Source organism: Klebsiella sp. RCJ4 (assembly GCF_009025755.1).
Taxonomy (GTDB): domain Bacteria; phylum Pseudomonadota; class Gammaproteobacteria; order Enterobacterales; family Enterobacteriaceae; genus Klebsiella; species Klebsiella michiganensis.
The window spans coordinates 55,945-79,787 of sequence record NZ_WCIN01000048.1; the positions used below are offsets into that span (position 1 = coordinate 55,945).

The following is a 23,843-nucleotide window of genomic DNA, read 5'->3' on the forward strand; positions in this document are numbered from 1 at the left end:
TTTCATCCCGGTGGCGCTGCGCTGACCGGGCTACGGGTTCACCGTCGACTGCGGGCCGGTAGCCCGGATAAGGCGTTTACGCCGCAATCCGGGGAAGGCAGGCGATTATTGTCCGTAGTAGGCCCCTGCCCCGTGTTTACGCAAATAGTGTTTATCCAGCAGCGTCGCAGAGACCGGCTGTTCGTCAATGCTCAGCTGGCGGGTCCACATATTCATATAGGCAATCTCCTCCAGCACCACCGCATTATGCACCGCGTTCGCCGGATCTTTTCCCCATGCAAACGGGCCGTGGCCGTGGACCAGCGCGGCGGGCACGCTGAGCGGATCGGTATGCTGCGCGCCCAGCGTTTCAATAATCACGTGACCGGTATTGGTTTCATAATCACCGCGGATTTCATCATCGCTGAGCGGGCGGGTACAGGGGATCGGCCCATAAAAATAGTCGGCGTGGGTGGTGCCCATCGCCAGCAGCGGCCTGCCCGACTGCGCCCAAATCGTCGCGTGGCGCGAATGGGTATGCACAATTCCGCCCACGCCGCTAAACGCCTTATACAGCTCCAGATGGGTAGGCGTATCCGACGAGGGCTTATAGCGCCCCTCCACCACCCTGCCGGTCGCCAGCTCCACCACCACCATATCCTCGGCCGTCATCGCGGCGTATTCCACGCCGGAGGGTTTGATCACCACCAGTCCGGCGTCGCGATCGATGCCGCTGACGTTGCCCCAGGTAAAGGTCACAAGATGAAATTTCGGCAGCGCCAGATTGGCGTCAAGAACCGCCTGCTTGAGGTTATCCAACATACTTCACTCCTGAATTCACAATGCCTTCATACTGAGGCGGGCGAAACGCCTGCTGGTATTTATCCGTTAGCCACGCTTTAGCGTCGGCGATTCTCTCGCTGTCCAGCCCGTCATTTTTGGCCCACATCTCAATCAGCCAGGCGCCGCGATAGTTCAGCGCCGAGAGCGTACGAAATATCTCGATAAAATCGACGCAGCCGGTCCCGAATGGCACATCGCGGAACTGCCCCAGCGAAGCGTGCGAAACGGGCTGGGTATCCTTCAAATGAATGGCGGTGATTTTATGAATGCCCTTCCTCAACTCTTCAGGAACGTCGTTTTGCCAGGCGCTTAAGTTGCCAACGTCCGGGTAGACGCAAAACCACGGGCTGCAAACCTTCCGTTCGAGATCCAGCCAGCGGGAGATATTGCTCATAAAGGCGGTATCCATAATCTCCATTGACAGCATCACCTGCGCTTTCGCCGCTTCGGCCACCGCCCAGTTGATGCCCTCGATAAAGTATTCCCGGGTCTGCGCCGAAGAGGATTCGTAATAGACGTCATAGCCTGCCAGCTGGATGTTGCGAATGCCGACGTGGCTGGCAAAATCCAGCGCATCAAGCATCAGTTCCCGTGCCTTGAGCCGGGTATCGCGATTGACGCTACCAAAGGGATGGCTGCGGTGCGCGGAGAGGCACATGCTCGGCACATCAATGCCGCTGTTAATTTTGTCGGCCACGAACGCCAGCCGCTGCCCCCGGTTCCAGCGCAGCCTGGCCTGGCGCTCGGGGCTTTCGTCAACGGAGATTTCAATAAAATCAAACGCCAGGCCCGCCGCCATTTCAAAGCGTTTCGGCCAGTCCAGCGCCGCGGGGAGCGCTTTTTCGTAGATGCCAAGTCTGGGTTTCATTGCGCCGCTCCCGTCGCCCTGGAGAGGCTTTGCGCGACCGCTAAGTAACGGGCGTAGCCTTCACGCAGCTGCTGATGCCGATTGCTGTCGGGTTGATAGCAGACCACCTCGGGCTGCGTGGCGGCAATCGCTTCGCTGAAGTTAGCGTAGGCGCCGCTGCCGGCCGCGGCGCACAGCGCGGCGGCTCGACAGCCGGCCTGTTCGATATCCACCACTTCCAGCGGAAGATTGGCCGCATCGGCGTACATCTGCGTCCAGCCTCTCGACTGGCTCGGCCCGCCGGTAAAGCGAATTTTTTGAATATCCCGATTGAGTTCAATAATGCGGTCCTGATGCACCAGGTGAGAAAAAACGATGCCGCGATAGATGGCCGCAATAATATCCTTTTTCGTATGATGCCCCGCGAGGCCCACCAGCGCGCCGGGCAGATCCATCGCCAGATTGGAACCGAACAAATAGGGTAAAAAAATGAGGTTGCTGTCGGTATCTTGCGCAATCCAGCTTTCGAAATGGTCGTAGCAGCGGTCATCGTCAGGGAAAAACTGCTTCACAAACCAGGAGAGATTGCTCGCCGAAGTGGGGCTGCCCTCGTGAACGAAGTATTTACCCGGAATGCAGTATTTCCCCCAGATGTAGGGAAAGTCGCTGGCAATAATGCTATCCGTCACCGAGGTGGCGATACTCCAGGTGCCGGCCACCGCGCTCAGGGTATCCGCCCGGTCAATCCCCGAGGAGACGGCGGAGGCCACCACGTCGAAAAAGCCGCCGAAAACCGGCGTCCCCGGGCACAAACCGCAATCCAGCGAGGCCTGCAGGGTAATGTGGCCCACGCAGTCCGTCGAGTTCACCACCGGCGCGGTTTTATCCGCCACTTCCTCAATGCCAAACAGCGCCATCATGTCGCGGTCATAGCGGGAGGTAAACTGGTTATAAAAATTGCTGCCGGAAATATTAGTGATCTCCGCCGTCGCCTCGCCGGTCAGGCGGAAACGTACGTAGTCGTGCACCATTAAAACGGCGTCGATCCTGTCGTAATTGGCCGGTTCATGCGCTTTCAGCCACGCCAGTAGCGACACCGGATGTCCGGTCCACAGCTGCTGCAATCCTTTTGGGTATGCCAGCTTGTCTATACCTTCGCGATACCATTTTTTGACAAACGCCAGCGCCCGGGTATCGGATGAGATAATCCCGTTGCGCACCGGCTCGCCTTTTTTGTCAATCGCGTAGAGCCCTTTGCCGTGCGAGGAGAAACCGATCCCGCCGATGCTTAGCGGCGGCACCTGGCTTTCATACAGCGCTTTTTTTATGACGCTGCAAACGGTATCCCATAGCTCATGCATGTTCCGCTCGGTAAAGCCCGGCTGTTCGGATAATACCTGCGCATATTGCGACGCCACGTGAATCTCTTGCCCTAACTCATTATATATACCGGCTTTGGTGACCGTACCACCGATATCAACCCCGATAAAATTCATATCCCTTCGCCTCATACTTAAAATAAGTTAACGTCTGGCTGAGCTAATAAAGGTGGCGCCCCAAATAATAAGCCCTTTCACCACGTACTGAACGTAAGGAGAGATCCCCAGAAGGTTTAAACCATTATTCAGTACGCCGAGCATCATGGCGCCAATCAGAGTGCCGATAATCATTCCGCGGCCGCCGGCAATGGATGCCCCGCCGAGCACCACGGCGGCAATGGCATCCAGTTCAAATCCGACGCCGGCATTCGGCTGGCCGCTCATCACCCGCGAGGTGAAAATAAGACCGGCAAAACTGGCGGTAAAACCGCTGATCACGTAAACCAGCAATTTATAATATTTCACCCGCAGGCCGCTCAGGCGCGCCGCTTCTTCATTGCCGCCGAGGGAATAAACATAGCGACCAAACGGCATATGATTCAGGACGATATAAAAGATGAGATATAAAACCACCATCAGAATAATAGGCACCTGAATACCGAACAGATATTCACGGCCCCAAAAAGCGAATGAATCCGGTAAGCCGGAGATGGGGTAGCCGCCGGTATAGATCAGCGCCAGCCCCTTCGCAATAATCATTGCCCCGAGGGTCACGATAATCGGCGGCATTTTACCGTAGGCGGTTAAAAAGCCGTTCAGCGCGCCAAAGGCGACGCCGGAGCACAGACCGATAAGAATGGCTAACCACGGATCTAAACCATAGAACTTCATTAATCCCGCCATCAGGGTACCGGCCAGGGCCATGACCGCGCCGACGGAAAGGTCGATTCCGCCGGTCAGAATGGCAAAGGTCATCCCGATGGCAATGATGGCATTAATTGAGACCTGACGAGCGACGGTCGATAAGTTATCGACCGTTAAAAAGTAGTCATTAAAAATAGCCATACAGGAGAACAGGAGTACCAGACCAACAAACGGCAGGAACGCGGGCATTTTTAATAAACCATGGAGCATCTTTTTATTTTTATCAGGAGATGCGGCGGGCGCTAATGACACGTTTTCATTACTCATTTAATACTCCCTAAATAATATTACCGGCAGCGTGCAGCATAATCACAGTGGAATTTATTTGGTCGTTCTCGAGTTCGGCAACGATATTACCGTCGCGAAAAACCATTACCCGGTCGCTAACGCCAATCACCTCTGGTAGCTCAGATGAAATCATAATTATTGAAATACCCTGGGCGGTGAGGTCGCGCATAATCTGATAGATTTCTGATTTCGCTCCGACATCAATACCGCGAGTCGGTTCGTCAAAAATAAGAATATTGACATCATGATTTAACCAACGGGAAATAACGACTTTCTGCTGGTTACCGCCGCTCAACGTCCCCACCGCAGTCCCGGCATCCGGCGTTTTCACGCCAACGTGATTAATTAAACGCTCGGCGGTCAGGCGCTCTTCGTTATCGCGGATAAGCGAGAACTGGCAGGCGTGTTTGTTAAGCCAAATATTATCTTTGACCGAAAAAGGCAGCACCAGTCCCTGCGTTTTGCGGCTTTCCGGCAACAGACCAATGCCCAGACGCAGAGCCCGGTCGGTGGATTTTATCGTCACCTCTTTTCCAGCCAGGCGGACGCGCTTTTTGAAGCATTTATCCGCGCCGGTCAGGGCCAGGATCGCTTCGGAACGCCCCGACCCCACCAGCCCGGCGAGGCCCAGGATCTCCCCTTTGCGCAGCGTCAGTCGATTGAGCTGGCTACTCTCGGTAAGCTGAATTTCGGCCTCCAGCAGTATCTCATCATGCGCCAGCGTCCGCCGCTCGGGATAGATATTCTCCACCTCACGGCCGACCATCATCTGGATCATCTCGGCGATGTCGATATTGTCGACCTTTGCCGACCCGATATATTTGCCGTCGCGGAGAATGCTCAGGCTGTCGCAGATCTCATATATCTCCTCAAGATGGTGTGAGATAAAGAACATCCCGACGCCTTTGGCCTTTAAATCGCGCATCACGCGGAAAAGATGCTCCGCCTCGCTCGGGGTTAAGGTCGCGGTGGGCTCATCCAGAATGAGAATTCGCGCATCCAGCGACAGCGCTTTGGCAATTTCCACGAACTGCTGTTCGGCGACGCTGAGATGGCAAATTTGCTCATCGGGATCGAGGGTCACGCCAAGATCTTTAAAAATGCGTAACGCCTCGCGGCGCATCGCTTTACGATCTAGCAGGCCAAAACGATTTACCTTTTCGCGATTAAGGAAAATATTCTCATAAGCGTTCAGATAGGGAATAAGAGAAAACTCCTGAAAGATAATCCCTACGCCGCAGGCAATCGCGTCACGATAGTTATGAAAATGCTGCTGCTTACCGTCAATAAAAATATTACCGGCGTCAGGTTGATATATTCCGCACAGGATTTTCATTAACGTCGATTTACCCGCGCCGTTTTCACCTAATAAAGCATGCACCTCCCCTCGGCCAAGGGTGATATTGACATTATCCAGCGCCTTGACCCCGGGGAAGCTTTTACTGACGTTTTTGACTTCCAGTAAGCTGGGCATAAACATCGCTCCATAATGGCTCGATAAAATAGCGAGCCATACTTTAAGAAGAATCCGGCACGGCTCACCTGAATAAGCGAGAGCCGCTGTGGCGTAATAATGCGATTACCAGTGGAAATCTTTGGCGTTGGTTTTATCGATAAGCTTCACATCTACAGGGATCTCTTTAGGAATATTCGCCCCCCAATGTTTGGCCAGGGCAATACCTAAACCAATACGCAGCTGATCGCGCGGGAACTGAGCGGCGGTGGCAATAAACGGCGTATTACCTTTAGCAATTTCAGCGACCGCTTCCGGAGAACCATCAACGCTCACCAGCTTCACATCGCGCCCTGATGCCTGAATCGCCGCCAGAGCGCCGAGTGAGCCAACATCATTCACGCTAAAAATACCGTTGAGCGTCGGGTTGGACTGCAGCATATTTTCCGTCACGCTCATGGAGGTATCGCGCTCTTGTTTACCATTCAGTTTGGTAATCACTTTAATATTAGGATGCTTTTTCATCGCATCTTCAAAGCCGCGCACGCGCTCCAGAATAGGTACCACCGGAATCCCGTCGAGAATCGCTACGTTGCCTTTATCACCCAGCGCTTTGGCTAAGTGTTCCCCGGCAATAAAGCCCGCATCATAGTTTTTTGAGCCGACAAAAGAATCTATCGGGCCATTAGCCTGAGCATCTATCGCCACCACCACCACGCCGGCTTTTTTAGCGGCCAGCACGGCGGTTTCCGCACCGACGCTATCAGCCGGGTTAATCAGCAAAATATCTATTTTCTTTTGCAGCATATCCTCAACGTCGCTAATCTGCTTGGAGACATCATGCGCCGCATCCGCGGTATAGACGGTGGCGTTAATATCTTTTGCCGACTGCTCAAGCGACTCTTTCATGGTGACGAAATATTCGTTATTCAATTCCTGGAACGACATACCGATAGTCAAAGGTTTGGCATTAACGCAGGCAACCATGCTCATCGCAAGAAGTCCTGAGAGTATTGCTTTAGTCTTAAATTTTACAGGCATTCACTATCTCCTTATTGAGTAATGCGCTGAGAAATAAAATTTATTTATCAGCGTTTTCATGGTGCGGATGCTGCCTGATATACTGAGCAATAAATACGCCGCTGGCAGATAGCCAGAAGCCACCGATATTGTTCTCAGTTATCCCCATGATTGAAATCCAGTATTTAATGAACAGCCATCAGCGGTCATTTGCGTAATAATTAAAAATGGCGAACTTAACTAGTTAAAAAATTTATGGCTTAATGACGACCTTAATCGAATCGAGCGATTTAGCCATCTCAAAAGCGGCTTTCCACTCATCAATAGAATAGAAATGCGTCACCACGCCTTTGGCGGTCAGCAGACCGCGCGCAAAGAGATCGATGGCGATTTCATAGCTGTAAGGCCCCAGATGCGCGCCGCGGATATCCAGCTCTTTACGGTCGCCAATAATCGACCAGTCGGCGGTCGTTTCTTTACCAAACACGCTGAACTCAACGAAGCGTCCCAGCTTACGAATCATCTCCAGACCCTGGGTCACGCCGATAGGGGCGCCCGTCGCTTCGATATACACATCGCAGCCGTAGCCATCGGTCATGGATTTTACGATAGCGATGGCGTCCTCTTGCGCCGCATTGATGACCACGTCGGCGCCAAACGCTTTCGCCAGCGCCAGGCGGTCGTCCATCGTGTCGATGACAACCAGTTTCTTCGGCGTTTTCAGATGAGCGACCTGCACCATACACAGCCCCAGCGGCCCGGCGCCGGCGATAACAACCACATCATCCAGTTCGATATCACCGCGGCGTACCGTGTGGATTGCGCAGGCCATAGGTTCGATCAGCGCGGCATCTTCTTCACTTAATGATTCAGGAATTTTGTGAATAATTGCCCGTTCGGAAAAACGCATATATTCAGCCATACCGCCATCGGCGACATCCTTCTGGAAACCGTAAATATCATGGGTTTCGCACATCCAGTATTTGCCGGTTTTACAGAAACGGCACTCATGGCAGGGGACAATCTGTTCAGCCAGGATGCGATCGCCAATTTTTAATTGATATTTTTCAGCGGAGCCCGGGCCTAATTCGGCAACCCGACCGTAAAACTCATGGCCGGGCACCACCGGCGTTTTCACCCACGGATTATCGCCCCAGAACATCGGCGCGCCGTCCTGGGCCTTGCAGTCGCCGGCGCAGATTCCACACCCGTCAACCTTAATGACCACTTCCTTTTCTTTGGCGACCGGGCGGGGAATTTTCTCAAAGCGATAATCCTGGGGACCATGGCAGACAACCGCTTTCATATCTTCAGGTAATTGTTCCATCGTAAACCTCTTTTTCGGATAAATAATGAAGAGGGATGGTATTGCTGGCGCAATACCCCTCCATCGGGCACAAGGGCTATTCAATAATAATGCCGGTAGAATATCTGGCAGAGCGGCTATTTAGTCTCGACAATATGTACCTGGTGCTGGCGATAGGTATCAGCTGGTAATTCGTTAGTGATCAACACATCAATATCCGCCAGATCGCATATTTTATAGAGTGAATAACGTTCAAACTTACTGCTATCGACCATCAGGATTTTTTGATCGGCAACTTTCAGCATCTCCTGCTTCAGCCGGACGTTGACTTCATTGCTGTCTTTTATTTCCAGCCCGGCGTCGAGACCCTGGCAAGAAAAAAACAGCTTATTGACCTTAAAGTTGTTGATAATGAACTCGGCGACCGGACCGTGAAAATCACCGTGGCGCTCAGAATATTCACCCCCAACGCTGACTATTCTTATTTTCTTACGACAGGCTAAGGTTTGAATAATATTCAAAGAATTGGTAATCACGGTCAGCTCGATGTCAGGCAGCTGGCGCGCTAAAAACCAGCAGGAGCTGCTATTATCCATGATAATGCACTCATGCTCATGAATAAACTGCAGCGCGCCTTTAGCAATACGCATCTTACGTTCCGGCTGCTCTTTGGTGCGCTTAATAAAGGCCTCGGCTTTATCGACAAAGTTCCCGTGATTTGTCGGCGTATCGGCAGCTAAAAATGATGTATTATTTTCAGAAATCATTGCACCGCCAAAGCTACGAACTATTTTTTTATTTCTCGCCAGCGCGGTTAAATCCCGGCGAATGGTTTCTGGAGATACACCGAATATCTGTGAGAGCTCATTAACTCTGGCGCATCCTTTTTCTACGACATATTTCACAATTAATGAATGACGTTTAACTTGTAACATAGACGTTCTCAAGAAAGCATTCAGGATTTAATGACATAAATATAACAAAATCGTCCATATCAGTAAGTGACATAAATCATACAAAATCAAAACAAGTTTTTAGCTTTTTTTAGTTTGAAGTTGATCATATATATCAGGCAACTTTCATTTTGGATGGAATAAATTTGTGATTAAAATCGCAGAATTAGCCGTGATTGTTCGTTTGCTTTAGCCGTATATTCGCTAAAACGGGCAAACCCGGTCAAAGCAATAATACCCGTTTATGCCCGATTCAGTCAGCGTAATACCCGCCAGGCCTGTGCCGTCTGGATAACACATAACGTTAAACCTTGCAGCATCGCCATAATGTCACGACTTTTGCCGCCTCTGAGACCAGCAGCAGAGCAATAAAGAAGGCCGCGCTTTTCAACGCCACCGCCTGCGCCAGCCAGGCCACCAGCGAAAGCGACGGGAGCATAAAGGCCAGACGCAGCGGCGTCTGCGCATAGGCCAGCCACGGCGCATAGCGGCTCTGGCGCCAGAAGAGAATTATCGATGCGGGAATGCTGATAGTCAGAATAAAATGAAGGGTAAACAGCCAGGCGGCCGTGGAGCCCCAGGTTTGCAGCAGCGGTAAAAATGAGAGGATATCGTCGTAAAGCGGTACTCGCCGGCGATAGATGTTCCAGCCAATAAACTGCAAGAGATAAAAGAGATCCATCCCACCCCAAAACCAAAAAACGTTTTTTCGTTCCAGATTCATCGCTATCCCTGCGAAAAAAACAGGCCCTGAAAAGGGCCTGTTTATCGTGCGGTCAATTAGGCGTTTTTCAACACTTCGCTGACAATCTCTACCGCTTCTTTCTCAATCTGCTGACGATGTTCAGCGCCGAGGAAGCTTTCGCAGTAGATTTTATAGGCATCTTCGGTACCTGACGGACGCGCGGCGAACCAGCCGTTGTCGGTCATCACCTTCAGACCGCCAATCGCCGCCCCGTTGCCCGGCGCCGCGGTCAGACGCGCGGTAATCGGATCGCCTGCCAGGGTGCTGGCGCTCACCATTTCCGGAGAGAGCTTAGACAGCGCCGCTTTCTCGGCAGACGTCGCGGAAGCCTGCAGACGGTTGTAGCTTGGCGCGCCGAAGCGCTCTGCCAGCTCGTCGTAGTGCTGCTGCGGGTTTTTGCCGGTGACTGCGGTGATTTCCGCCGCCAGCAGGCACATGATGATGCCGTCTTTGTCGGTAGACCACGGCGTGCCGTCAAAGCGCAGGAACGACGCCCCCGCGCTCTCTTCGCCGCCGAAGCCGAAGCTGCCGTCGAACAGGCCGTCAACGAACCACTTAAAGCCAACCGGCACTTCCACCAGTTTGCGCCCCAGATCGTTGACTACGCGGTCAATCATCGCCGAGGAGACCAGGGTTTTACCGACAGCCACATCTTTGCCCCACTGCGGGCGATGCTGGAACAGGTAGTTAATCGCCACCGCCAGGTAGTGGTTCGGGTTCATTAACCCGGCCGGCGTGACGATACCGTGACGGTCGTAATCCGGGTCATTGGCGAAGGCCAGGTCAAACTTGTCGCGCAGCGCCAGCAGGCCCGCCATCGCGCACTCGGAGGAGCAGTCCATGCGGATTGCGCCGTCTTTATCGAGGTGCATAAAGCGGAAGGTCTGATCGACGTGGTCGTTAACGATGGTCAGGTTGAGATTGTAATGCTCAGCGATACGCTTCCAGTATTCGATACCGGAACCGCCCAGCGGATCGACGCCCAGCGTCAGTCCGGCTTTCTGGATCGCCGCCATATCGACGATATCCGCCAGCCCTTCAATAAACGGCTGCACCAGATCCTGCTCTGTGACGTGGCCGGAGGCCAGCGCCGCATCAAGAGAAATACGCTTCACCCCCTGCAGACCGGCAGCCAGCAGTTCGTTGGCGCGATTCTCTACCACCTTAGTCACGTTGGTATCCGCCGGGCCGCCGTTAGGCGGGTTGTACTTGATACCACCGTCTTCCGGCGGGTTGTGGGACGGCGTGATAACAATACCGTCAGCCAGCGGGCCGCCCTTCTTGTTGTGCACCAGAATCGCATTGGAAATCGCCGGCGTCGGGGTGAAGCCGTTGTTTTCCTGAACGATGACGTCAACGCCGTTCGCCGCCAGCACTTCCAGTACGGAAATGAAAGCCGGTTCGGAGAGTGCGTGAGTGTCCTTACCAACATAGCATGGGCCGGTGATCCCGTTCTTCGCGCGATCTTCAGCAATTGCCTGAGAAATCGCCAGAATATGCTGCTCGTTGAAGTTGTGGCGCGCCGCGCTGCCGCGGTGACCGGAGGTGCCAAACTTCACTGCATGTTCCGCGTTGCCAACTTCCGGCTTCAGCACATAGTACTGGGCAGTCAGTTGGGCGACGTTAATCAAATCACTCTGTTGCGCAGGTTGACCCGCGCGCTTATCGATTGCCATTGCCTGATCCTTCTGGTGCAAAGTTAACTAACTAGATCGTACCGCAAACCTTTTCGATCAATTCCGCAGGGAACTGCATTGACTGCATGATATGTTCGATCATGCTGCATTTGCGACCGGTATTGGTATTTGTAATGACCCACCACGGCGTCCCCGGTACCTGCTTAGGTTTCGTCTGATTACCGTTTTTCTGCAGCGTGCGTTCATCCTCAGCGAAATAAACGCGAGTGCGCCCGTGCAGGGACTCGGTCGCCTCGGCAAACGCTTTGCTGTCTATGGCGTAGAGGGTCGTCAGAACCAGCATGAAACGGTTTACCGCGCGCTTTTGTTCGGCGTACTCATCAGATAACAGCAGCTCACGCATAGCGCGAACTTTATCTTTCAGAGGATTGGCGGGTTTCACTTCAACGACAGGCGTTGGCGCAGGGGCCGGAGCGGCTTTCGCTACCGGTGCGACAGGCTGGGAAACGGCGGAAAACTTCAACATGCGCCGTAAAATGTCGGATGCGCTCTCGCCAATATGCTTGGTGTGGCTGGCAATATAGCTATAGAGTTCATCATCAACTTCAATTGTTTTCATCTTAATCCAGTGCGATATCTTTTTCTGAATACAAGTTGTCGGGATTATAGGGACAAATCCCAACCGCGGATAGCGTCAAACCAGGATGGCGGTAAAACTCGGATATCTTCCGGGTCTTGCAGCCGGATGGCAGAATGTCCAACATAATACCCTAACCCGACGGAGCGAAAAAAAGAACTTTGCCATGAAATTAAATAGCCGAGCGCAATCTGCACAGAATCCGCACAATAATCCCCCTATCGTCCTGGTCCACGGCCTTTTTGGCAGCCTGGATAATCTTGGGATCCTCGCCCGCGATCTGGTTCTCGATCGCGATATTATCCAGGTCGACATGCGAAACCACGGCCTTTCGCCGCGCTCGCCTGACATGACCTATCCCGCGATGGCCCAGGATCTGCTTGATATTCTCAATGAATCACAGATTGAGAAAGCCACCTTTATTGGTCACTCAATGGGCGGTAAAGCGGTGATGGCGCTGAGCGCGCTGGCCCCGGAGCGTATCGCGGGCCTGGTCGCCATTGATATCGCCCCGGTGGATTATCACGTCCGCCGCCATGATGAAATCTTCGCCGCCATCAATGCCGTCACCGACGCGGGGGCCGCTACGCGTCAGCAGGCGGCGACGGTCATGCGCCAGCACCTTAACGAAGAGGGCGTGATTCAGTTTCTGTTAAAATCTTTCGTGGACGGCCAGTGGCGGTTTAACGTACCGGTGCTGTGGGAGCAGTACGATAATATCGTCGGCTGGCAAACCGTTCCGCCCTGGCCGCATCCGGCGCTGTTTATCCCGGGCGGCAACTCCCCCTACGTCACCGATGCCTACCGCGAGACTTTATTAGCTCAGTTTCCCCAGGCGCGCGCGCACGTTATCGCCGGCGCCGGGCACTGGGTGCATGCAGAAAAACCGGAGGCCGTTATCCGCGCGATCCGTCGTTATTTGACCTCTATCGCCGCGTAACTGCCTAAAATATACTCGACCGCGCGGCTTAATGCCCGCGGCCGTTGGCGCAGCCCGTCGCCTGATGTATTATGGCGCGCTGTCTGCGTCGGCTATGCCCGATAGCTTGTTTCCCCCGAAGTCACTCTGAATCATGGCAAAAGAACAAACGGACCGTACGACATTAGATTTGTTCGCAACTGAGCGTCGGCCGGGTAGACCGAAAACGAATCCGCTTTCGCGCGATGAACAGCTGCGCATCAACAAACGCAATCAGCTTAAACGCGATAAGAGTCGCGGTCTGAAGCGCGTGGAGCTAAAGCTCAATGCCGATGCTGTCGATGCGCTTAATGAGCTGGCCGAAGCCCGTAACATGAACCGCAGCGATCTCATCGAAGAGATGCTGATGAACCAGCTGGCAGCCCTGCGCGGCCAGGATAAAGCCTAAAACCCTCAAAAAATAAGCTTTCGTGTAGCAGAGTGTGCAGTTGGGCGTGATTGCTGTTTCCGCGCCCTTCTCAGTTCTGCTATCATTGCCCCTATCTGCGGGCATTACGCCACTACCACATCATTAAGTTTCAAGAGGTTATTTTACTCATGGCAATCATCGGCATCTTTTTTGGCAGCGACACCGGCAACACCGAAAATATTGCAAAAATGATCCAAAAGCAGCTTGGTAAAGACGTTGCTGATGTTCACGACATTGCCAAAAGCAGCAAAGAGGATCTGGAAGCTCACGATATCCTGCTGCTCGGCATTCCCACCTGGTACTACGGCGAAGCCCAGTGCGACTGGGACGATTTCTTCCCGACGCTGGAAGAGATCGATTTCAATGGCAAACTGGTGGCTCTGTTTGGCTGTGGCGATCAGGAAGACTATGCTGAATACTTCTGTGATGCGCTGGGGACCATTCGCGATATCATCGAACCGCGCGGCGCAACTATCGTTGGTCATTGGCCGACCGCCGGCTACCATTTTGAAGCCTCTAAAGGCCTGGCCGATGACGATCACTTTGTTGGCCTGGCCATTGACGAAGACCGTCAGCCTGAGCTGACTAACGAACGCGTGGAAAAATGGGTAAAACAGATTTCTGAAGAGCTGCACCTCGAAGAAATCAAGAATGCCTGAGTCTGAACGGCGTAATCATCAGGTTTCGCCGAATTAATAGATAAAAGCAATCAAAGTTATAGCTACAAGTTTTTAACTTTTAATCACATATCTGTACAATGTCCTCTGATTTAACGGGGTCGCGTGAAGCACTTTGTAGCGAGTGCCTCGTTTTTGACAGCATACAAGGCCCGATGCTTGCAGTTTTCATTTCACCATGGCAGTTCTATAATGAGACGCATTACATCGGGTGATTCTCTGTATTACTTCCGCTGAAGGAAGTAGATCGTTTAGCAACAGGACAGATTCCGCATGACTGACAACAATACCGCATTAAAGAAAGCTGGCCTGAAAGTGACGCTTCCGAGATTAAAAATCCTGGAAGTGCTGCAAGGACCGGATAACCATCATGTCAGTGCGGAAGACTTATACAAACGCCTGATTGATATGGGTGAAGAGATTGGCCTGGCCACCGTCTACCGCGTACTGAACCAGTTCGACGACGCCGGCATCGTCACCCGTCATAATTTCGAAGGCGGTAAATCCGTTTTTGAACTGACGCAGCAGCATCATCACGATCACCTGATTTGCCTCGACTGCGGAAAAGTGATCGAATTTAGCGATGATTCCATTGAAGCGCGCCAGCGTGAAATTGCCGCAAGGCACGGTATTCGCCTGACTAACCACAGCCTGTACCTGTACGGCCACTGCGCAGAAGGCGACTGCCGCGAAGATGAACATGCCCACGACGCGGCAGAGAAATAATCACCGCATCGTATACCGCCAAAAGCCAACCTGAAGGTTGGCTTTTTTTTGCCCGGAATCTGCCGCCTCTTTCTCTCGCGCTGCAATACGTTTACTGTCAGTGCATCCTGACGTGTACGGAGAGTCGACATGGAGCTTCGCCAGCTACGCTATTTTGTGCGCATTATTGAAACCGGCAGTATGGGCCGCGCCGCGCTTGACCTGGATATCGGCGTCTCCGCGCTTAGCCAACAGATGGCGCGCCTGGAGAACGAACTCGCCATTCGCCTGCTGCAGCGGACGTCTCGCGGCGTCATGCCGACCAGCGCCGGCCTCGCCTTCTACTCCCAGGCGCAGCTCGCGCTGCGTCACGCCGATGATGCGGTTCTCGCCGCGCGCGAGGCGCGCCTTTCCGGCCACGTCAGCGTCGGTATGGCCCCCAGCACCGCCTCCGTTCTCGGGGTGCCTTTTATTCACGCGATGCGCGAAAACTATGCCGACGTCCGCCTGCATTTGGTCGAGAGCCTCTCCGGTAACCTGGAACGCATGATCAACACCCGCCAGCTTGACTTAGCTATCGTGTTCCAGAAGGAGAAGCTTGTGCGCTGGAGCGCCAGGCCCATCCTTGAAGAGCGTCTGTTTCTGATTGGCACCCATGACGTCCTGTCCCCCCTTCCCGAAGCGAGTATCTCGCCTGGCCAGCTGGCCGCTATCCCGCTGATTATGCCAAGCCTGGGGCATGGACTGCGCGGCAGGCTGGAGGCGATCTGCCAGGAGCATGCCCTGAGCGTCGATGTGGTGGCTGAAATCGACGGCCTGGCCCTGCTGATGCGCGCCGTCCGCGACGGGCTCGGCGCCACTTTGCAGCCGGGGGCGGCAATTTCCCATCTCGACAGCGAGTCCCTGAGAGTGATCGGCGTCGACAATCCGATACTTAGTCGACCTAATTTTCTCGTCAGCCTTTCCGATGATGAACTGACTCCGGCAGGCCTTGCGGCCCGCGTAATACTGGCGAAAGTCATGCGTCAGCTGGTTGAGTCAGGTCGCTGGCCCGGCGCCAGCCTTTACGCAGACTAAACCCCCCTTTAGCAATACGCCATAGCGTCCAGCCAACCGTAACGCATACATTTCCATTACAAATTTAACAATCAAGCAAAGCGTAATGGAGCCATAAATGGTGGATGTACTGGTCATTGGCGGCGGCAATGCCGCGCTATGCGCCGCCTTAACCGCCCGGGAAACTGGCGCGTCCGTGCTGCTGCTGGAGGCCGCGCCGCGGGAATGGCGAGGCGGCAACTCTCAGCACACGCGGAATCTTCGCTGTATGCACGATGCTCCGCAGGATGTTTTGGTCGACAGCTATCCGGAAGAAGAGTACTGGCAGGACCTGCTGCGCGTCACCGAGGGCAACACCAACGAAGCGCTGGCGCGCCTGGTGATCCGCACCTCATCGCAGTGCCGGGACTGGATGCGCCAGCACGGGGTTAACTTTCAGCCGCCGCTCTCCGGAGCCCTGCACGTGGCCCGCACCAACGCCTTTTTTATGGGCGGCGGCAAAGCTCTTATAAATTCCTATTACCGTAGCGCGGAGCAGATGGGCGTAAAGATCCGCTACAACACGCCGGTACAGGCGCTCGAATTAGATAACGGCGAATTCGTCGCCGCGCTGGCGGGCGAAGAGAGGATCGTCGCCAAAACCTGCGTCCTCGCCGCCGGCGGATTTGAATCTAACCGCGAGTGGCTGCGTGAAGCATGGGGACAGAACGAGCGCGGTGAATGGCCAGCCGATAATTTTCTCATTCGCGGCACTCGTTTCAATCAGGGCGTGCTGCTCAAGTTTATGATTGACGCCGGGGCTGACATCATCGGCGATCCTTCGCAATCCCACTGCGTCGCCATTGACGCCCGGGCGCCGCTCTACGATGGCGGGATCTGCACGCGCGTGGACTGCGTGTCGCTGGGGGTGGTCGTCAACCGCGACGCCGGGCGCTTTTATGATGAAGGGGAAGATTTCTGGCCCAAACGCTATGCCATCTGGGGCAGGCTGGTCGCCCACCAGCCGGGGCAAATCGGCTACTCGATCATCGACAGCAAAGCGATCGGCCACTTTATGCCGCCCGTTTTCCCCGGCGCCCAGGCCAATACCATTGAAGAGCTGGCTCGCCAGCTGGGGCTGGACGCGGAACGCCTGGCGCAAACCATCGCCCGCTACAATGCCGCCTGTACGCCGGGCCAGTTCGATCATACCCGCCTTGATAACTGCGCGACATCCGGCCTGACGCCGCCGAAAACCCACTGGGCGCGGCCCATCGATACCCCGCCCTACTACGGCTATGCCCTACGGCCGGGGATCACCTTTACCTACCTTGGGCTGTACGTTAATGAACGCGCCGCCGTCCATTTTGCGGGCAAGCCGAGCCGCAACCTGTTCGTCGCCGGCGAAATGATGGCCGGCAACGTGCTGGGCAAGGGGTATACCGCCGGCGTGGGCATGTCCATCGGTACGACGTTCGGCCGCATTGCCGGCCAGCAGGCCGCCCGCGCGGCACAGCAGGAGACACACCTTGAAATCGCTTGAAAAGCTGATCATTGACGCGCAAATCATCACCGAGTCGGAAGCGGAAGTTGAACGGGTGATGCAGGTCTGTAATGCCTGTCGCTATTGCGAAGGGTTTTGCGCCGTGTTTCCGGCCATGACCCAGCGCCTGGCTTTTGGCAAAGCGGATATAAACTACCTGGCCAACCTGTGCCATAACTGCGGCGCCTGCCTGCATGCCTGCCAGTACGCGCCTCCGCACGAGTTTGCCATTAATGTCCCGAAGGCGATGGCGGAAGTGCGCCTGGAGACCTATCAACACTATGCTCAGCCCGCGGCTTTCGGCAGCCTGTATCGTCGGGCCGGCGTAACCACGGTACTGGCGCTGGTCGGCGGGCTGATCCTCTTTCTGCTGCTGGCGATGGGGCTCAAAGGCTCCCTGCTTCATCCACCGCTGGCCGGCGATTTCTACCAGATTTTTCCCCATAACCTGCTGGCGTGGATGTTTGGCACGGTCTTCATACTGGCCATGGGGTTACTGATGGCCGGGGTGATCCGCTTCTGGCGCGAGATCTCGCCGGGTCAGCCTCAGGCCATCGACATCGCTAAAGCCTCGCATAATGCGCTCACGCTGAAGTATCTCGACGGCGGGCACGGTAAGGGCTGCAACGAGGCCGATGACGCGTTTACCCTGCTGCGCCGCCGTTTCCATCACTTTACCTTCTACGGGTTTCTGCTCTGTTTCGCCGCCACAGTGGTAGCCACGGGTTATCACTATATCGCCGGCTGGGAGGCCCCCTACCCGTTCTTCAGCGTACCGGTTGTGCTGGGCACGCTCGGCGGCATCGGCCTGCTGGTGGGCCCGGCGGGTTTGCTATGGCTGAACCTGCGCCGCTCGCCGCTGCACGGCGACCCGCGGCAAAAACCCATGGATCGCGGCTTTATTCTGCTGCTGCTGCTGACCAGCTTCACCGGCCTCGCCCTGCTGGCGGGACGAGACACCTCGTGGATGGGCATTCTGCTTGCCATTCACCTCGGCGTGGTCATGGCGCTGTTTTTGACCCTGCCATACGGAAAATTCGCCCACGGATTTTATCGCTGTGCGGCGTTACTCAAGTGGGCGATTGAGAAACGGCGCGGAAAACAGGCGGCAGTCGCAGGCGACTAGTCCGCTCATCTTACCTCTATAAAAACAAGATAAAGACAATGGAGAGCAACCCCTATGACGCAACCCTCATCGCGCGCCGGTACCTTTGGCGCCATTCTCCGCGTGACCAGCGGTAATTTTCTCGAACAATTCGACTTTTTTCTGTTTGGCTTTTACGCCACCTATATCGCCAGAACGTTCTTTCCGGCGGAGAGCGAGTTTGCGGCGTTAATGCTGACCTTCGCCGTGTTTGGTTCGGGCTTCCTGATGCGCCCCATCGGCGCGATAGTGCTGGGGGCCTATATTGACAGGATCGGACGGCGTAAAGGGCTGATGGTGACGCTGGCGATTATGGGCTGCGGGACGCTGCTGATAGCGCTGGTTCCCGGCTATCAAACCATCGGCATTCTCGCCCCCGTTCTGGTATTAGTGGGTCGCCTGCTGCAGGGATTCTCGGCGGGCGTCGAGCTCGGCGGCGTGTCGGTCTATCTGTCGGAAATCGCCACGCCGGGGAAAAAAGGGTTCTATACCAGCTGGCAATCCGCCAGCCAGCAGGTGGCTATCGTCTTCGCGGCGCTGATTGGTTACGCGCTGAATGAAACGCTCGGCCACGATGAGATTGCCGAATGGGGCTGGCGTATTCCCTTCTTTATTGGCTGTATGATTATTCCGCTGATTTTTGTGCTGCGGCGTTCGTTGCAGGAAACCGAAGCCTTTCTGCAGCGCAAGCATCGCCCTGACACGCGGGAGATCCTGAGCACGATTGCCAAAAACTGGCGCATCATCACGGCGGGGACCTTGCTGGTGGCGATGACTACCACCACCTTTTATTTTATTACCGTCTATACGCCGACCTACGGTAGAGCCGTTCTGCATCTGAGCGCCCGCGACAGTCTGCTGGTGACCATGCTGGTCGGCATCTCTAACTTTATCTGGTTACCGATTGGCGGCGCAATTTCTGACAGAATAGGCCGTCGGCCGGTGCTGATGGGCATAACCCTGCTGGCGCTGCTCACTACCTGGCCGGTCATGCACTGGCTCACCGCCGCGCCGGATTTCACCCGCATGACGCTGGTCCTGCTCTGGTTCTCGTTCTTCTTTGGTATGTATAACGGCGCGATGGTGGCCGCCCTGACGGAAGTGATGCCGGTCTACGTCCGCACCGTGGGTTTTTCACTGGCCTTTAGCCTCGCCACCGCGATCTTCGGCGGCCTGACGCCGGCCATTTCCACCGCGCTGGTCGAGATAACGGGCGATAAAAGCTCGCCGGGCTGGTGGCTGATGTGCGCCGCGCTATGCGGCCTGGCCGCTACCGCGATGCTCTTCGTACGCCTGGGCCGCGGCTACCAGCCGGCAGAAATACCCCGCTAAAATAGCAACGGGCGGAGTTGACGCTCCACCCGTTTGCTTGCCGCCGTCTGGCTTAACGCGGCGTATTGTTGCTGTGGATCTCTTTCCAGATCTGGTCGCAGCGCGCCTCTACAGCCTGATCGTTCCCGGTTTTGCGCGCCTGGATGCACTGCTGATAATCCAGCACCCGCACGCTTTCCTGGGTCGCGAACTGCTGATGCTGTTTCTCCTGCTTCAGCACGTTCAGTACGCTCTGACAGGCTTCAACTTTATCCGGATTGCCCTCTGCGGTATTAATGCAGGCGCTGTAGGCATCTTTTAACTTTGAGTCTTCCTTAGGCGCTGGCGACTGGGTACAGGCAACCAGACCTGCTGCCATAATGGCGACAAGTATTAACTTTTTCATCATGAACCTCGGGAAATTGCGGCGGGTTTCCCCCGCCGCAGTGGCATCAGAAAATGGTGAACGGAGCGATAACCATGAACTTCACGTCGCGCTCATCCTGGAAGATGTTGCCGTAACCGCCGCTCCAGCTTGGGATATCGGAGTGGTTGTCGTATTGCGTAAAGTGGAGTTTGAACAGCGTGCCCTTAGCGCGTCCTTCCTGAACGGTGTACATGGCATCCAGGCTATAGGCGGACTCTTCCAGGCGTTTATCCGGGTTGTAGTACGCATCAGGCGAGGACATTCTCCCCGGCTTCGCATCCCAGGCATAAACGTAGGAAGCGCCGAAGGCCCAGCCCGGCATGTTCCAGTTCTTCATGTCATACATCGCGCCGAAGAACACCGCTTTTTCACCGTTGGCGTTGAAGTCCGAACGGTTATCCCACCAGATATCCAGTCGCCCGTTAGACGATGCGTAAGTTGGCGTCATACGCTGCAGGAAGTAGCCCTGCTGACCATCAGCTTTAACCCAGGTTCCTTCCAGACGCAGGTCCAGAACGTCGGCAACCTTATAGCCAAAGGTCAATGCCTGCAGCCACGCGGTGCCGTCATAGATATCGTTAACCCCGCCGTTGCTGACCTTATCGCGGGTGCCGTAGAACTGATAGCTGGTGGTTAACGGCGTGCCTGCAACATCAAACTTATAGCTGGCCTTGGCAAAATACTGGTCGATGTAACCCTGTGCCTGACCAAACGCCGCTTCCAGCACAAGGTCGTTTTTAAAATCATATTTGGCGCCGAGAGAGTGAAGGTAATCCACCTTGGTTTTCTTGTCGTTCTGGTAGAACTCATCCATCTCAATGTGCCACGGCGCTTTATATTCGTTCGTCCACATATAGGAGAAACTCAGCGCGCCCGCATCGCCGTAGTCAAAGTTCGCACCGGCTTCAGCCCCCTGATAGGTACCCGGCATAAAGCTCCAGTGCGGCGCCAGCAACGTCTGGCCGGTTGGTTGAATATAGCCCGCGCGCGCCCAGGTCGGGCCAAATTTAAATTTTGCGGCTGCTTTATACAGGCTGATCCCGCTCTTATCGCCGGAATAGTCTTCATCGTAGGTTTTATTACGCGAGGAGAAAGCGATTTCGTTCGGGTGACCGCTCTCGCTGCTTTCGCCCATTTCGATGGCGGTAAAGGCAGCAACGTCAATACCGAACATGTCGGCGGCATAGCCGGACTGGAAGTCGAGGTTGGCGTTCCAGGTGGAGTGCGACAGGTTAGTTTTATATTTATCGCCGTCGGTCACATCTTTACGGTCGCGCTCACGCTGCCAGTAATAGATGCCGCCGGTTAACGTTGAATCATCAATGAACCCTTCTGCTTTTGCATCCGGCACCATTGCAAATCCTGACAGGGCTGTGACACCAGCAATAGCCAGCGCCAGCGTACTACGTTTGCCACTAAACGTACGCATATGCATATCCTCTTTGACGTTTTAAAAGTGCAGTTACCAAAGGCAACACGCAAAAAAATAAAATAAGACTGCTTAAAAAGTGGTGCGGTAAAAATTCGCATAACCACTGGGTATAGACTATTTTTCGTGACGCGAATTATCAATCTCTTTCGCCGACCAAAGATGAAGATTATGACAAAGCGCACATAATTTATGTCTTTTTGTTTCAGTCGTAGATGTCACACGTTTGGCGGGTGAAGTGCTTGCAAAAAAAGAGAAAATTAGGGGAAATGAAAGCGATTACATATTTATATGCACTGGATGGAAAGAGTTAATAAAAGCGGTTATTACAATCTGTAAACAAGATTAATTCGCATCGCGAAAATATGAGGATTTAATTCTCTGATTCTGAATAAAAAAAACGCCGCAGTAAGCGGCGTTCTCAATAACGGCGGGTAGCTACGCGCCGACTTTCGCCCATGTGTCGCGCAGACCGACGGTGCGGTTAAACACCAGATTGGTTGCGGTTGCATAGCGGCTATCCAGGCAGAAATACCCTTCGCGCTCGAACTGATACGCTTTTTCCGGCTGCGCCTGCGCCAGGCTCGGCTCGGCAAAACCCTGTTTGATCACCAGCGATTCCGGGTTCATCACCGAGAGGAAGTCCTCCGCCGCGCCCGGGTTCGGTACGCTGAACAGGCGATCGTACAGGCGGATTTCTACCGGCAGCGCGTGCGCCGCGCTCACCCAGTGAATCACGCCCTTCACCTTGCGGCCGTCGGCTGGATCTTTGCTCAGGGTATCGGCATCGTAGGTGCAGAAGATAGTGGTGATGTTGCCTTCCGCATCTTTCTCCACGCGCTCCGCTTTGATCACGTAAGCGTTACGCAGGCGAACTTCTTTGCCCAGCACCAGACGCTTGTACTGCTTGTTCGCTTCCTCGCGGAAGTCGGCGCGATCGATCCAGATTTCGCCGCTGAACGGCACCTCGCGGCTGCCCATTTCCGGTTTATTCGGATGATTCGGCATGGTCACGATTTCGCTGCCGCCCTGCGGATAGTTTTCGATAACCAGCTTAACCGGGTCGATAACGGCCATCGCGCGCGGGGCGTTTTCGTTCAGATCTTCACGGATGCAGGATTCCAGCGAAGCGATTTCGATAGTGTTGTCCTGCTTGGTCACGCCGATGCGTTTGCAGAACTCGCGGATGGATTCAGCGGTATAGCCGCGACGGCGCAGACCGGAAATAGTCGGCATACGCGGGTCATCCCAGCCCTCAACGTGCTTCTCGGTCACCAGCTGATTCAGCTTACGCTTGGACATCACGGTGTATTCGAGGTTGAGGCGCGAGAATTCATACTGGCGCGGATGCACGGGGATGCTGATGTTATCCAGCACCCAATCGTACAGGCGGCGGTTATCCTGGAACTCGAGAGTACACAGCGAGTGGGTGATCCCTTCCAGCGCATCGCTGATGCAGTGGGTAAAGTCGTACATCGGGTAGATGCACCACTTGCTTCCGGTCTGGTGATGGTCGGCAAACTTAATGCGGTACAGCACCGGATCGCGCATCACGATAAACGGAGAGGCCATGTCGATTTTCGCGCGCAGGCAGGCTTTACCTTCGGCAAATCCACCGCTGCGCATTTTTTCAAACAGCGCCAGGTTCTCTTCCACGCTGCGATCGCGGTACGGGCTATTTTTACCCGGCTCTTTCAGCGTGCCGCGGTACTCACGGATCTCTTCCGCTGACAGTTCGTCAACGTAGGCCAGACCTTTATTGATCAGTTCAACCGCATACTGGTGCAGCTGATCGAAATAATCAGACGAGTAGCAAACATCCCCGGACCAGTGGAAACCTAACCACTGCACGTCGTTTTTAATCGACTCAACGTATTCGATATCTTCCTTCACCGGGTTGGTGTCATCGAAACGCAGGTTGCATTGGCCCTGGTAATCCTGAGCGATACCAAAGTTCAGGCAAATAGACTTCGCGTGGCCAATGTGCAGATAGCCGTTCGGTTCCGGTGGAAAACGGGTATGAACGGTGGTGTGCTTACCAGTAGCCAGATCTTCATCAATGATCTGACGAATAAAGTTAGTCGGGCGGGCTTCTGCCTCACTCATCGTGGGTTCCTCAAAGCGTAAACAACGTATAACGGCACATGATCTTACAAGCAGGGCGTAGAGACAACTATTAGTTACGCAAAATAGCGATCGGAAGGAGATTATGGGGGTGTTTGCGGTAAAAAAA

At 54.5% G+C, this 23,843-nt stretch carries 22 protein-coding genes; 8 read left to right on the forward strand and 14 right to left on the reverse strand.

Annotation, left to right across the window (positions count from 1 at the left end; translation table 11 throughout):
• Positions 1-105: 105 nt before the first annotated feature.
• From araD to seqA, 11 genes are all read right to left on the reverse strand, one after another.
• Positions 106-801 carry an L-ribulose-5-phosphate 4-epimerase gene (gene araD / locus F8562_RS27870; RefSeq protein WP_094909291.1) on the reverse strand — a complete coding sequence of 232 codons (696 nt, stop codon included), beginning with the start codon at positions 799-801 and terminating at the stop codon, positions 106-108.
• On the reverse strand, positions 791-1,690 hold the full coding sequence (locus F8562_RS27875; RefSeq protein WP_014228428.1) for an L-ribulose-5-phosphate 3-epimerase: 900 nt from the start codon (positions 1,688-1,690) through the stop codon (positions 791-793). Before F8562_RS27875 ends, araD begins: the two co-directional genes overlap by 11 nt.
• Positions 1,687-3,165, reverse strand: a complete 1,479-nt coding sequence (locus F8562_RS27880) for an FGGY-family carbohydrate kinase (protein ID WP_004848873.1) — start codon at positions 3,163-3,165, stop codon at positions 1,687-1,689. The genes F8562_RS27875 and F8562_RS27880 overlap by 4 nt, the downstream gene beginning before the upstream one ends.
• A gap of 27 nt (positions 3,166-3,192) precedes the next feature.
• Entirely contained in the window at positions 3,193-4,122 is a 930-nt protein-coding gene (locus F8562_RS27885; protein ID WP_224256615.1) for an ABC transporter permease, read from the reverse strand.
• 67 nt (positions 4,123-4,189) lie between these two features.
• Complete coding sequence (locus F8562_RS27890) at positions 4,190-5,674, reverse strand: sugar ABC transporter ATP-binding protein (protein WP_004848870.1); 1,485 nt, start codon at positions 5,672-5,674, stop codon at positions 4,190-4,192.
• Positions 5,675-5,779: 105 nt separating this feature from the next.
• On the reverse strand, positions 5,780-6,646 hold the full coding sequence (locus tag F8562_RS27895) for an ABC transporter substrate-binding protein (protein WP_014228426.1): 867 nt from the start codon (positions 6,644-6,646) through the stop codon (positions 5,780-5,782).
• A gap of 280 nt (positions 6,647-6,926) precedes the next feature.
• A complete protein-coding gene (locus tag F8562_RS27900; protein ID WP_004848867.1) occupies positions 6,927-8,000 on the reverse strand; it encodes an erythritol/L-threitol dehydrogenase in 1,074 nt (357 codons plus the stop codon).
• Between the two features lie 116 nt (positions 8,001-8,116).
• Positions 8,117-8,914: a DeoR/GlpR family DNA-binding transcription regulator gene (locus F8562_RS27905; protein WP_089046433.1), complete on the reverse strand. Its 798-nt coding sequence runs from the start codon at positions 8,912-8,914 to the stop codon at positions 8,117-8,119.
• A 322-nt stretch (positions 8,915-9,236) separates the two neighbouring features.
• Positions 9,237-9,656 carry a hypothetical protein gene (locus tag F8562_RS27910; protein WP_014837824.1) on the reverse strand — a complete coding sequence of 140 codons (420 nt, stop codon included), beginning with the start codon at positions 9,654-9,656 and terminating at the stop codon, positions 9,237-9,239.
• A gap of 56 nt (positions 9,657-9,712) precedes the next feature.
• Positions 9,713-11,353 (reverse strand): phosphoglucomutase (alpha-D-glucose-1,6-bisphosphate-dependent), encoded by a 1,641-nt coding sequence (gene pgm, locus F8562_RS27915; protein WP_014837823.1) that lies wholly within the window; start codon positions 11,351-11,353, stop codon positions 9,713-9,715.
• A 31-nt stretch (positions 11,354-11,384) separates the two neighbouring features.
• Positions 11,385-11,933, reverse strand: coding sequence for a replication initiation negative regulator SeqA (seqA, locus tag F8562_RS27920; protein ID WP_014837822.1), 549 nt, complete (start codon positions 11,931-11,933; stop codon positions 11,385-11,387).
• A gap of 184 nt (positions 11,934-12,117) precedes the next feature.
• On the opposite strand from seqA, the gene ybfF reads away from it, so the two are divergent.
• The 8 genes from ybfF to F8562_RS27960 all read left to right on the forward strand — a co-directional run bounded on the left by ybfF (position 12,118) and on the right by F8562_RS27960 (position 19,775).
• On the forward strand, positions 12,118-12,891 hold the full coding sequence (gene ybfF / locus F8562_RS27925; RefSeq protein WP_014837821.1) for an esterase: 774 nt from the start codon (positions 12,118-12,120) through the stop codon (positions 12,889-12,891).
• 133 nt (positions 12,892-13,024) lie between these two features.
• Entirely contained in the window at positions 13,025-13,318 is a 294-nt protein-coding gene (gene ybfE, locus F8562_RS27930; RefSeq protein ID WP_004848855.1) for a LexA regulated protein, read from the forward strand.
• A gap of 149 nt (positions 13,319-13,467) precedes the next feature.
• Positions 13,468-13,998, forward strand: coding sequence for a flavodoxin FldA (gene fldA, locus F8562_RS27935; RefSeq protein WP_004100234.1), 531 nt, complete (start codon positions 13,468-13,470; stop codon positions 13,996-13,998).
• Between the two features lie 291 nt (positions 13,999-14,289).
• Complete coding sequence (gene fur, locus F8562_RS27940; RefSeq protein ID WP_004130476.1) at positions 14,290-14,742, forward strand: ferric iron uptake transcriptional regulator; 453 nt, start codon at positions 14,290-14,292, stop codon at positions 14,740-14,742.
• A 129-nt stretch (positions 14,743-14,871) separates the two neighbouring features.
• Positions 14,872-15,798, forward strand: a complete 927-nt coding sequence (gene tcuR / locus F8562_RS27945; protein ID WP_014837819.1) for a tricarballylate utilization LysR family transcriptional regulator TcuR — start codon at positions 14,872-14,874, stop codon at positions 15,796-15,798.
• A 97-nt stretch (positions 15,799-15,895) separates the two neighbouring features.
• Positions 15,896-17,299 carry an FAD-dependent tricarballylate dehydrogenase TcuA gene (gene tcuA / locus F8562_RS27950; protein ID WP_014837818.1) on the forward strand — a complete coding sequence of 468 codons (1,404 nt, stop codon included), beginning with the start codon at positions 15,896-15,898 and terminating at the stop codon, positions 17,297-17,299.
• On the forward strand, positions 17,286-18,425 hold the full coding sequence (gene tcuB / locus F8562_RS27955; protein ID WP_014837817.1) for a tricarballylate utilization 4Fe-4S protein TcuB: 1,140 nt from the start codon (positions 17,286-17,288) through the stop codon (positions 18,423-18,425). Before tcuA ends, tcuB begins: the two co-directional genes overlap by 14 nt.
• A 54-nt stretch (positions 18,426-18,479) precedes the next feature.
• Positions 18,480-19,775: an MFS transporter gene (locus F8562_RS27960; protein WP_014228416.1), complete on the forward strand. Its 1,296-nt coding sequence runs from the start codon at positions 18,480-18,482 to the stop codon at positions 19,773-19,775.
• Between the two features lie 52 nt (positions 19,776-19,827).
• Here the strand turns inward: F8562_RS27960 and chiQ are convergent, their stop codons facing one another.
• The 3 genes from chiQ to glnS form a co-directional block, all read right to left on the reverse strand.
• Positions 19,828-20,160: a ChiQ/YbfN family lipoprotein gene (chiQ, locus tag F8562_RS27965; RefSeq protein WP_004848843.1), complete on the reverse strand. Its 333-nt coding sequence runs from the start codon at positions 20,158-20,160 to the stop codon at positions 19,828-19,830.
• Positions 20,161-20,206: 46 nt separating this feature from the next.
• Complete coding sequence (chiP, locus tag F8562_RS27970; protein WP_004130464.1) at positions 20,207-21,610, reverse strand: chitoporin ChiP; 1,404 nt, start codon at positions 21,608-21,610, stop codon at positions 20,207-20,209.
• Between the two features lie 438 nt (positions 21,611-22,048).
• Positions 22,049-23,716, reverse strand: a complete 1,668-nt coding sequence (glnS, locus tag F8562_RS27980; RefSeq protein ID WP_014228415.1) for a glutamine--tRNA ligase — start codon at positions 23,714-23,716, stop codon at positions 22,049-22,051.
• Positions 23,717-23,843 lie beyond the last annotated feature (127 nt).

Coding starts and splice junctions, on each gene's coding strand:
- araD (WP_094909291.1), bottom strand. CDS start 801: ATGTTGGATAACCTCAAGCAGGCGGTTCTTGACGCCAATCTGGCGCTG.
- F8562_RS27875 (WP_014228428.1), bottom strand. CDS start 1,690: ATGAAACCCAGACTTGGCATCTACGAAAAAGCGCTCCCCGCGGCGCTG.
- F8562_RS27880 (WP_004848873.1), bottom strand. CDS start 3,165: ATGAATTTTATCGGGGTTGATATCGGTGGTACGGTCACCAAAGCCGGT.
- F8562_RS27885 (WP_224256615.1), bottom strand. CDS start 4,122: ATGCTCCATGGTTTATTAAAAATGCCCGCGTTCCTGCCGTTTGTTGGT.
- F8562_RS27890 (WP_004848870.1), bottom strand. CDS start 5,674: ATGCCCAGCTTACTGGAAGTCAAAAACGTCAGTAAAAGCTTCCCCGGG.
- F8562_RS27895 (WP_014228426.1), bottom strand. CDS start 6,646: ATGAGCATGGTTGCCTGCGTTAATGCCAAACCTTTGACTATCGGTATG.
- F8562_RS27900 (WP_004848867.1), bottom strand. CDS start 8,000: ATGGAACAATTACCTGAAGATATGAAAGCGGTTGTCTGCCATGGTCCC.
- F8562_RS27905 (WP_089046433.1), bottom strand. CDS start 8,914: ATGTTACAAGTTAAACGTCATTCATTAATTGTGAAATATGTCGTAGAA.
- F8562_RS27910 (WP_014837824.1), bottom strand. CDS start 9,656: ATGAATCTGGAACGAAAAAACGTTTTTTGGTTTTGGGGTGGGATGGAT.
- pgm (WP_014837823.1), bottom strand. CDS start 11,353: ATGGCAATCGATAAGCGCGCGGGTCAACCTGCGCAACAGAGTGATTTG.
- seqA (WP_014837822.1), bottom strand. CDS start 11,933: ATGAAAACAATTGAAGTTGATGATGAACTCTATAGCTATATTGCCAGC.
- ybfF (WP_014837821.1), top strand. CDS start 12,118: ATGAAATTAAATAGCCGAGCGCAATCTGCACAGAATCCGCACAATAAT.
- ybfE (WP_004848855.1), top strand. CDS start 13,025: ATGGCAAAAGAACAAACGGACCGTACGACATTAGATTTGTTCGCAACT.
- fldA (WP_004100234.1), top strand. CDS start 13,468: ATGGCAATCATCGGCATCTTTTTTGGCAGCGACACCGGCAACACCGAA.
- fur (WP_004130476.1), top strand. CDS start 14,290: ATGACTGACAACAATACCGCATTAAAGAAAGCTGGCCTGAAAGTGACG.
- tcuR (WP_014837819.1), top strand. CDS start 14,872: ATGGAGCTTCGCCAGCTACGCTATTTTGTGCGCATTATTGAAACCGGC.
- tcuA (WP_014837818.1), top strand. CDS start 15,896: ATGGTGGATGTACTGGTCATTGGCGGCGGCAATGCCGCGCTATGCGCC.
- F8562_RS27960 (WP_014228416.1), top strand. CDS start 18,480: ATGACGCAACCCTCATCGCGCGCCGGTACCTTTGGCGCCATTCTCCGC.
- chiQ (WP_004848843.1), bottom strand. CDS start 20,160: ATGAAAAAGTTAATACTTGTCGCCATTATGGCAGCAGGTCTGGTTGCC.
- chiP (WP_004130464.1), bottom strand. CDS start 21,610: ATGCGTACGTTTAGTGGCAAACGTAGTACGCTGGCGCTGGCTATTGCT.
- glnS (WP_014228415.1), bottom strand. CDS start 23,716: ATGAGTGAGGCAGAAGCCCGCCCGACTAACTTTATTCGTCAGATCATT.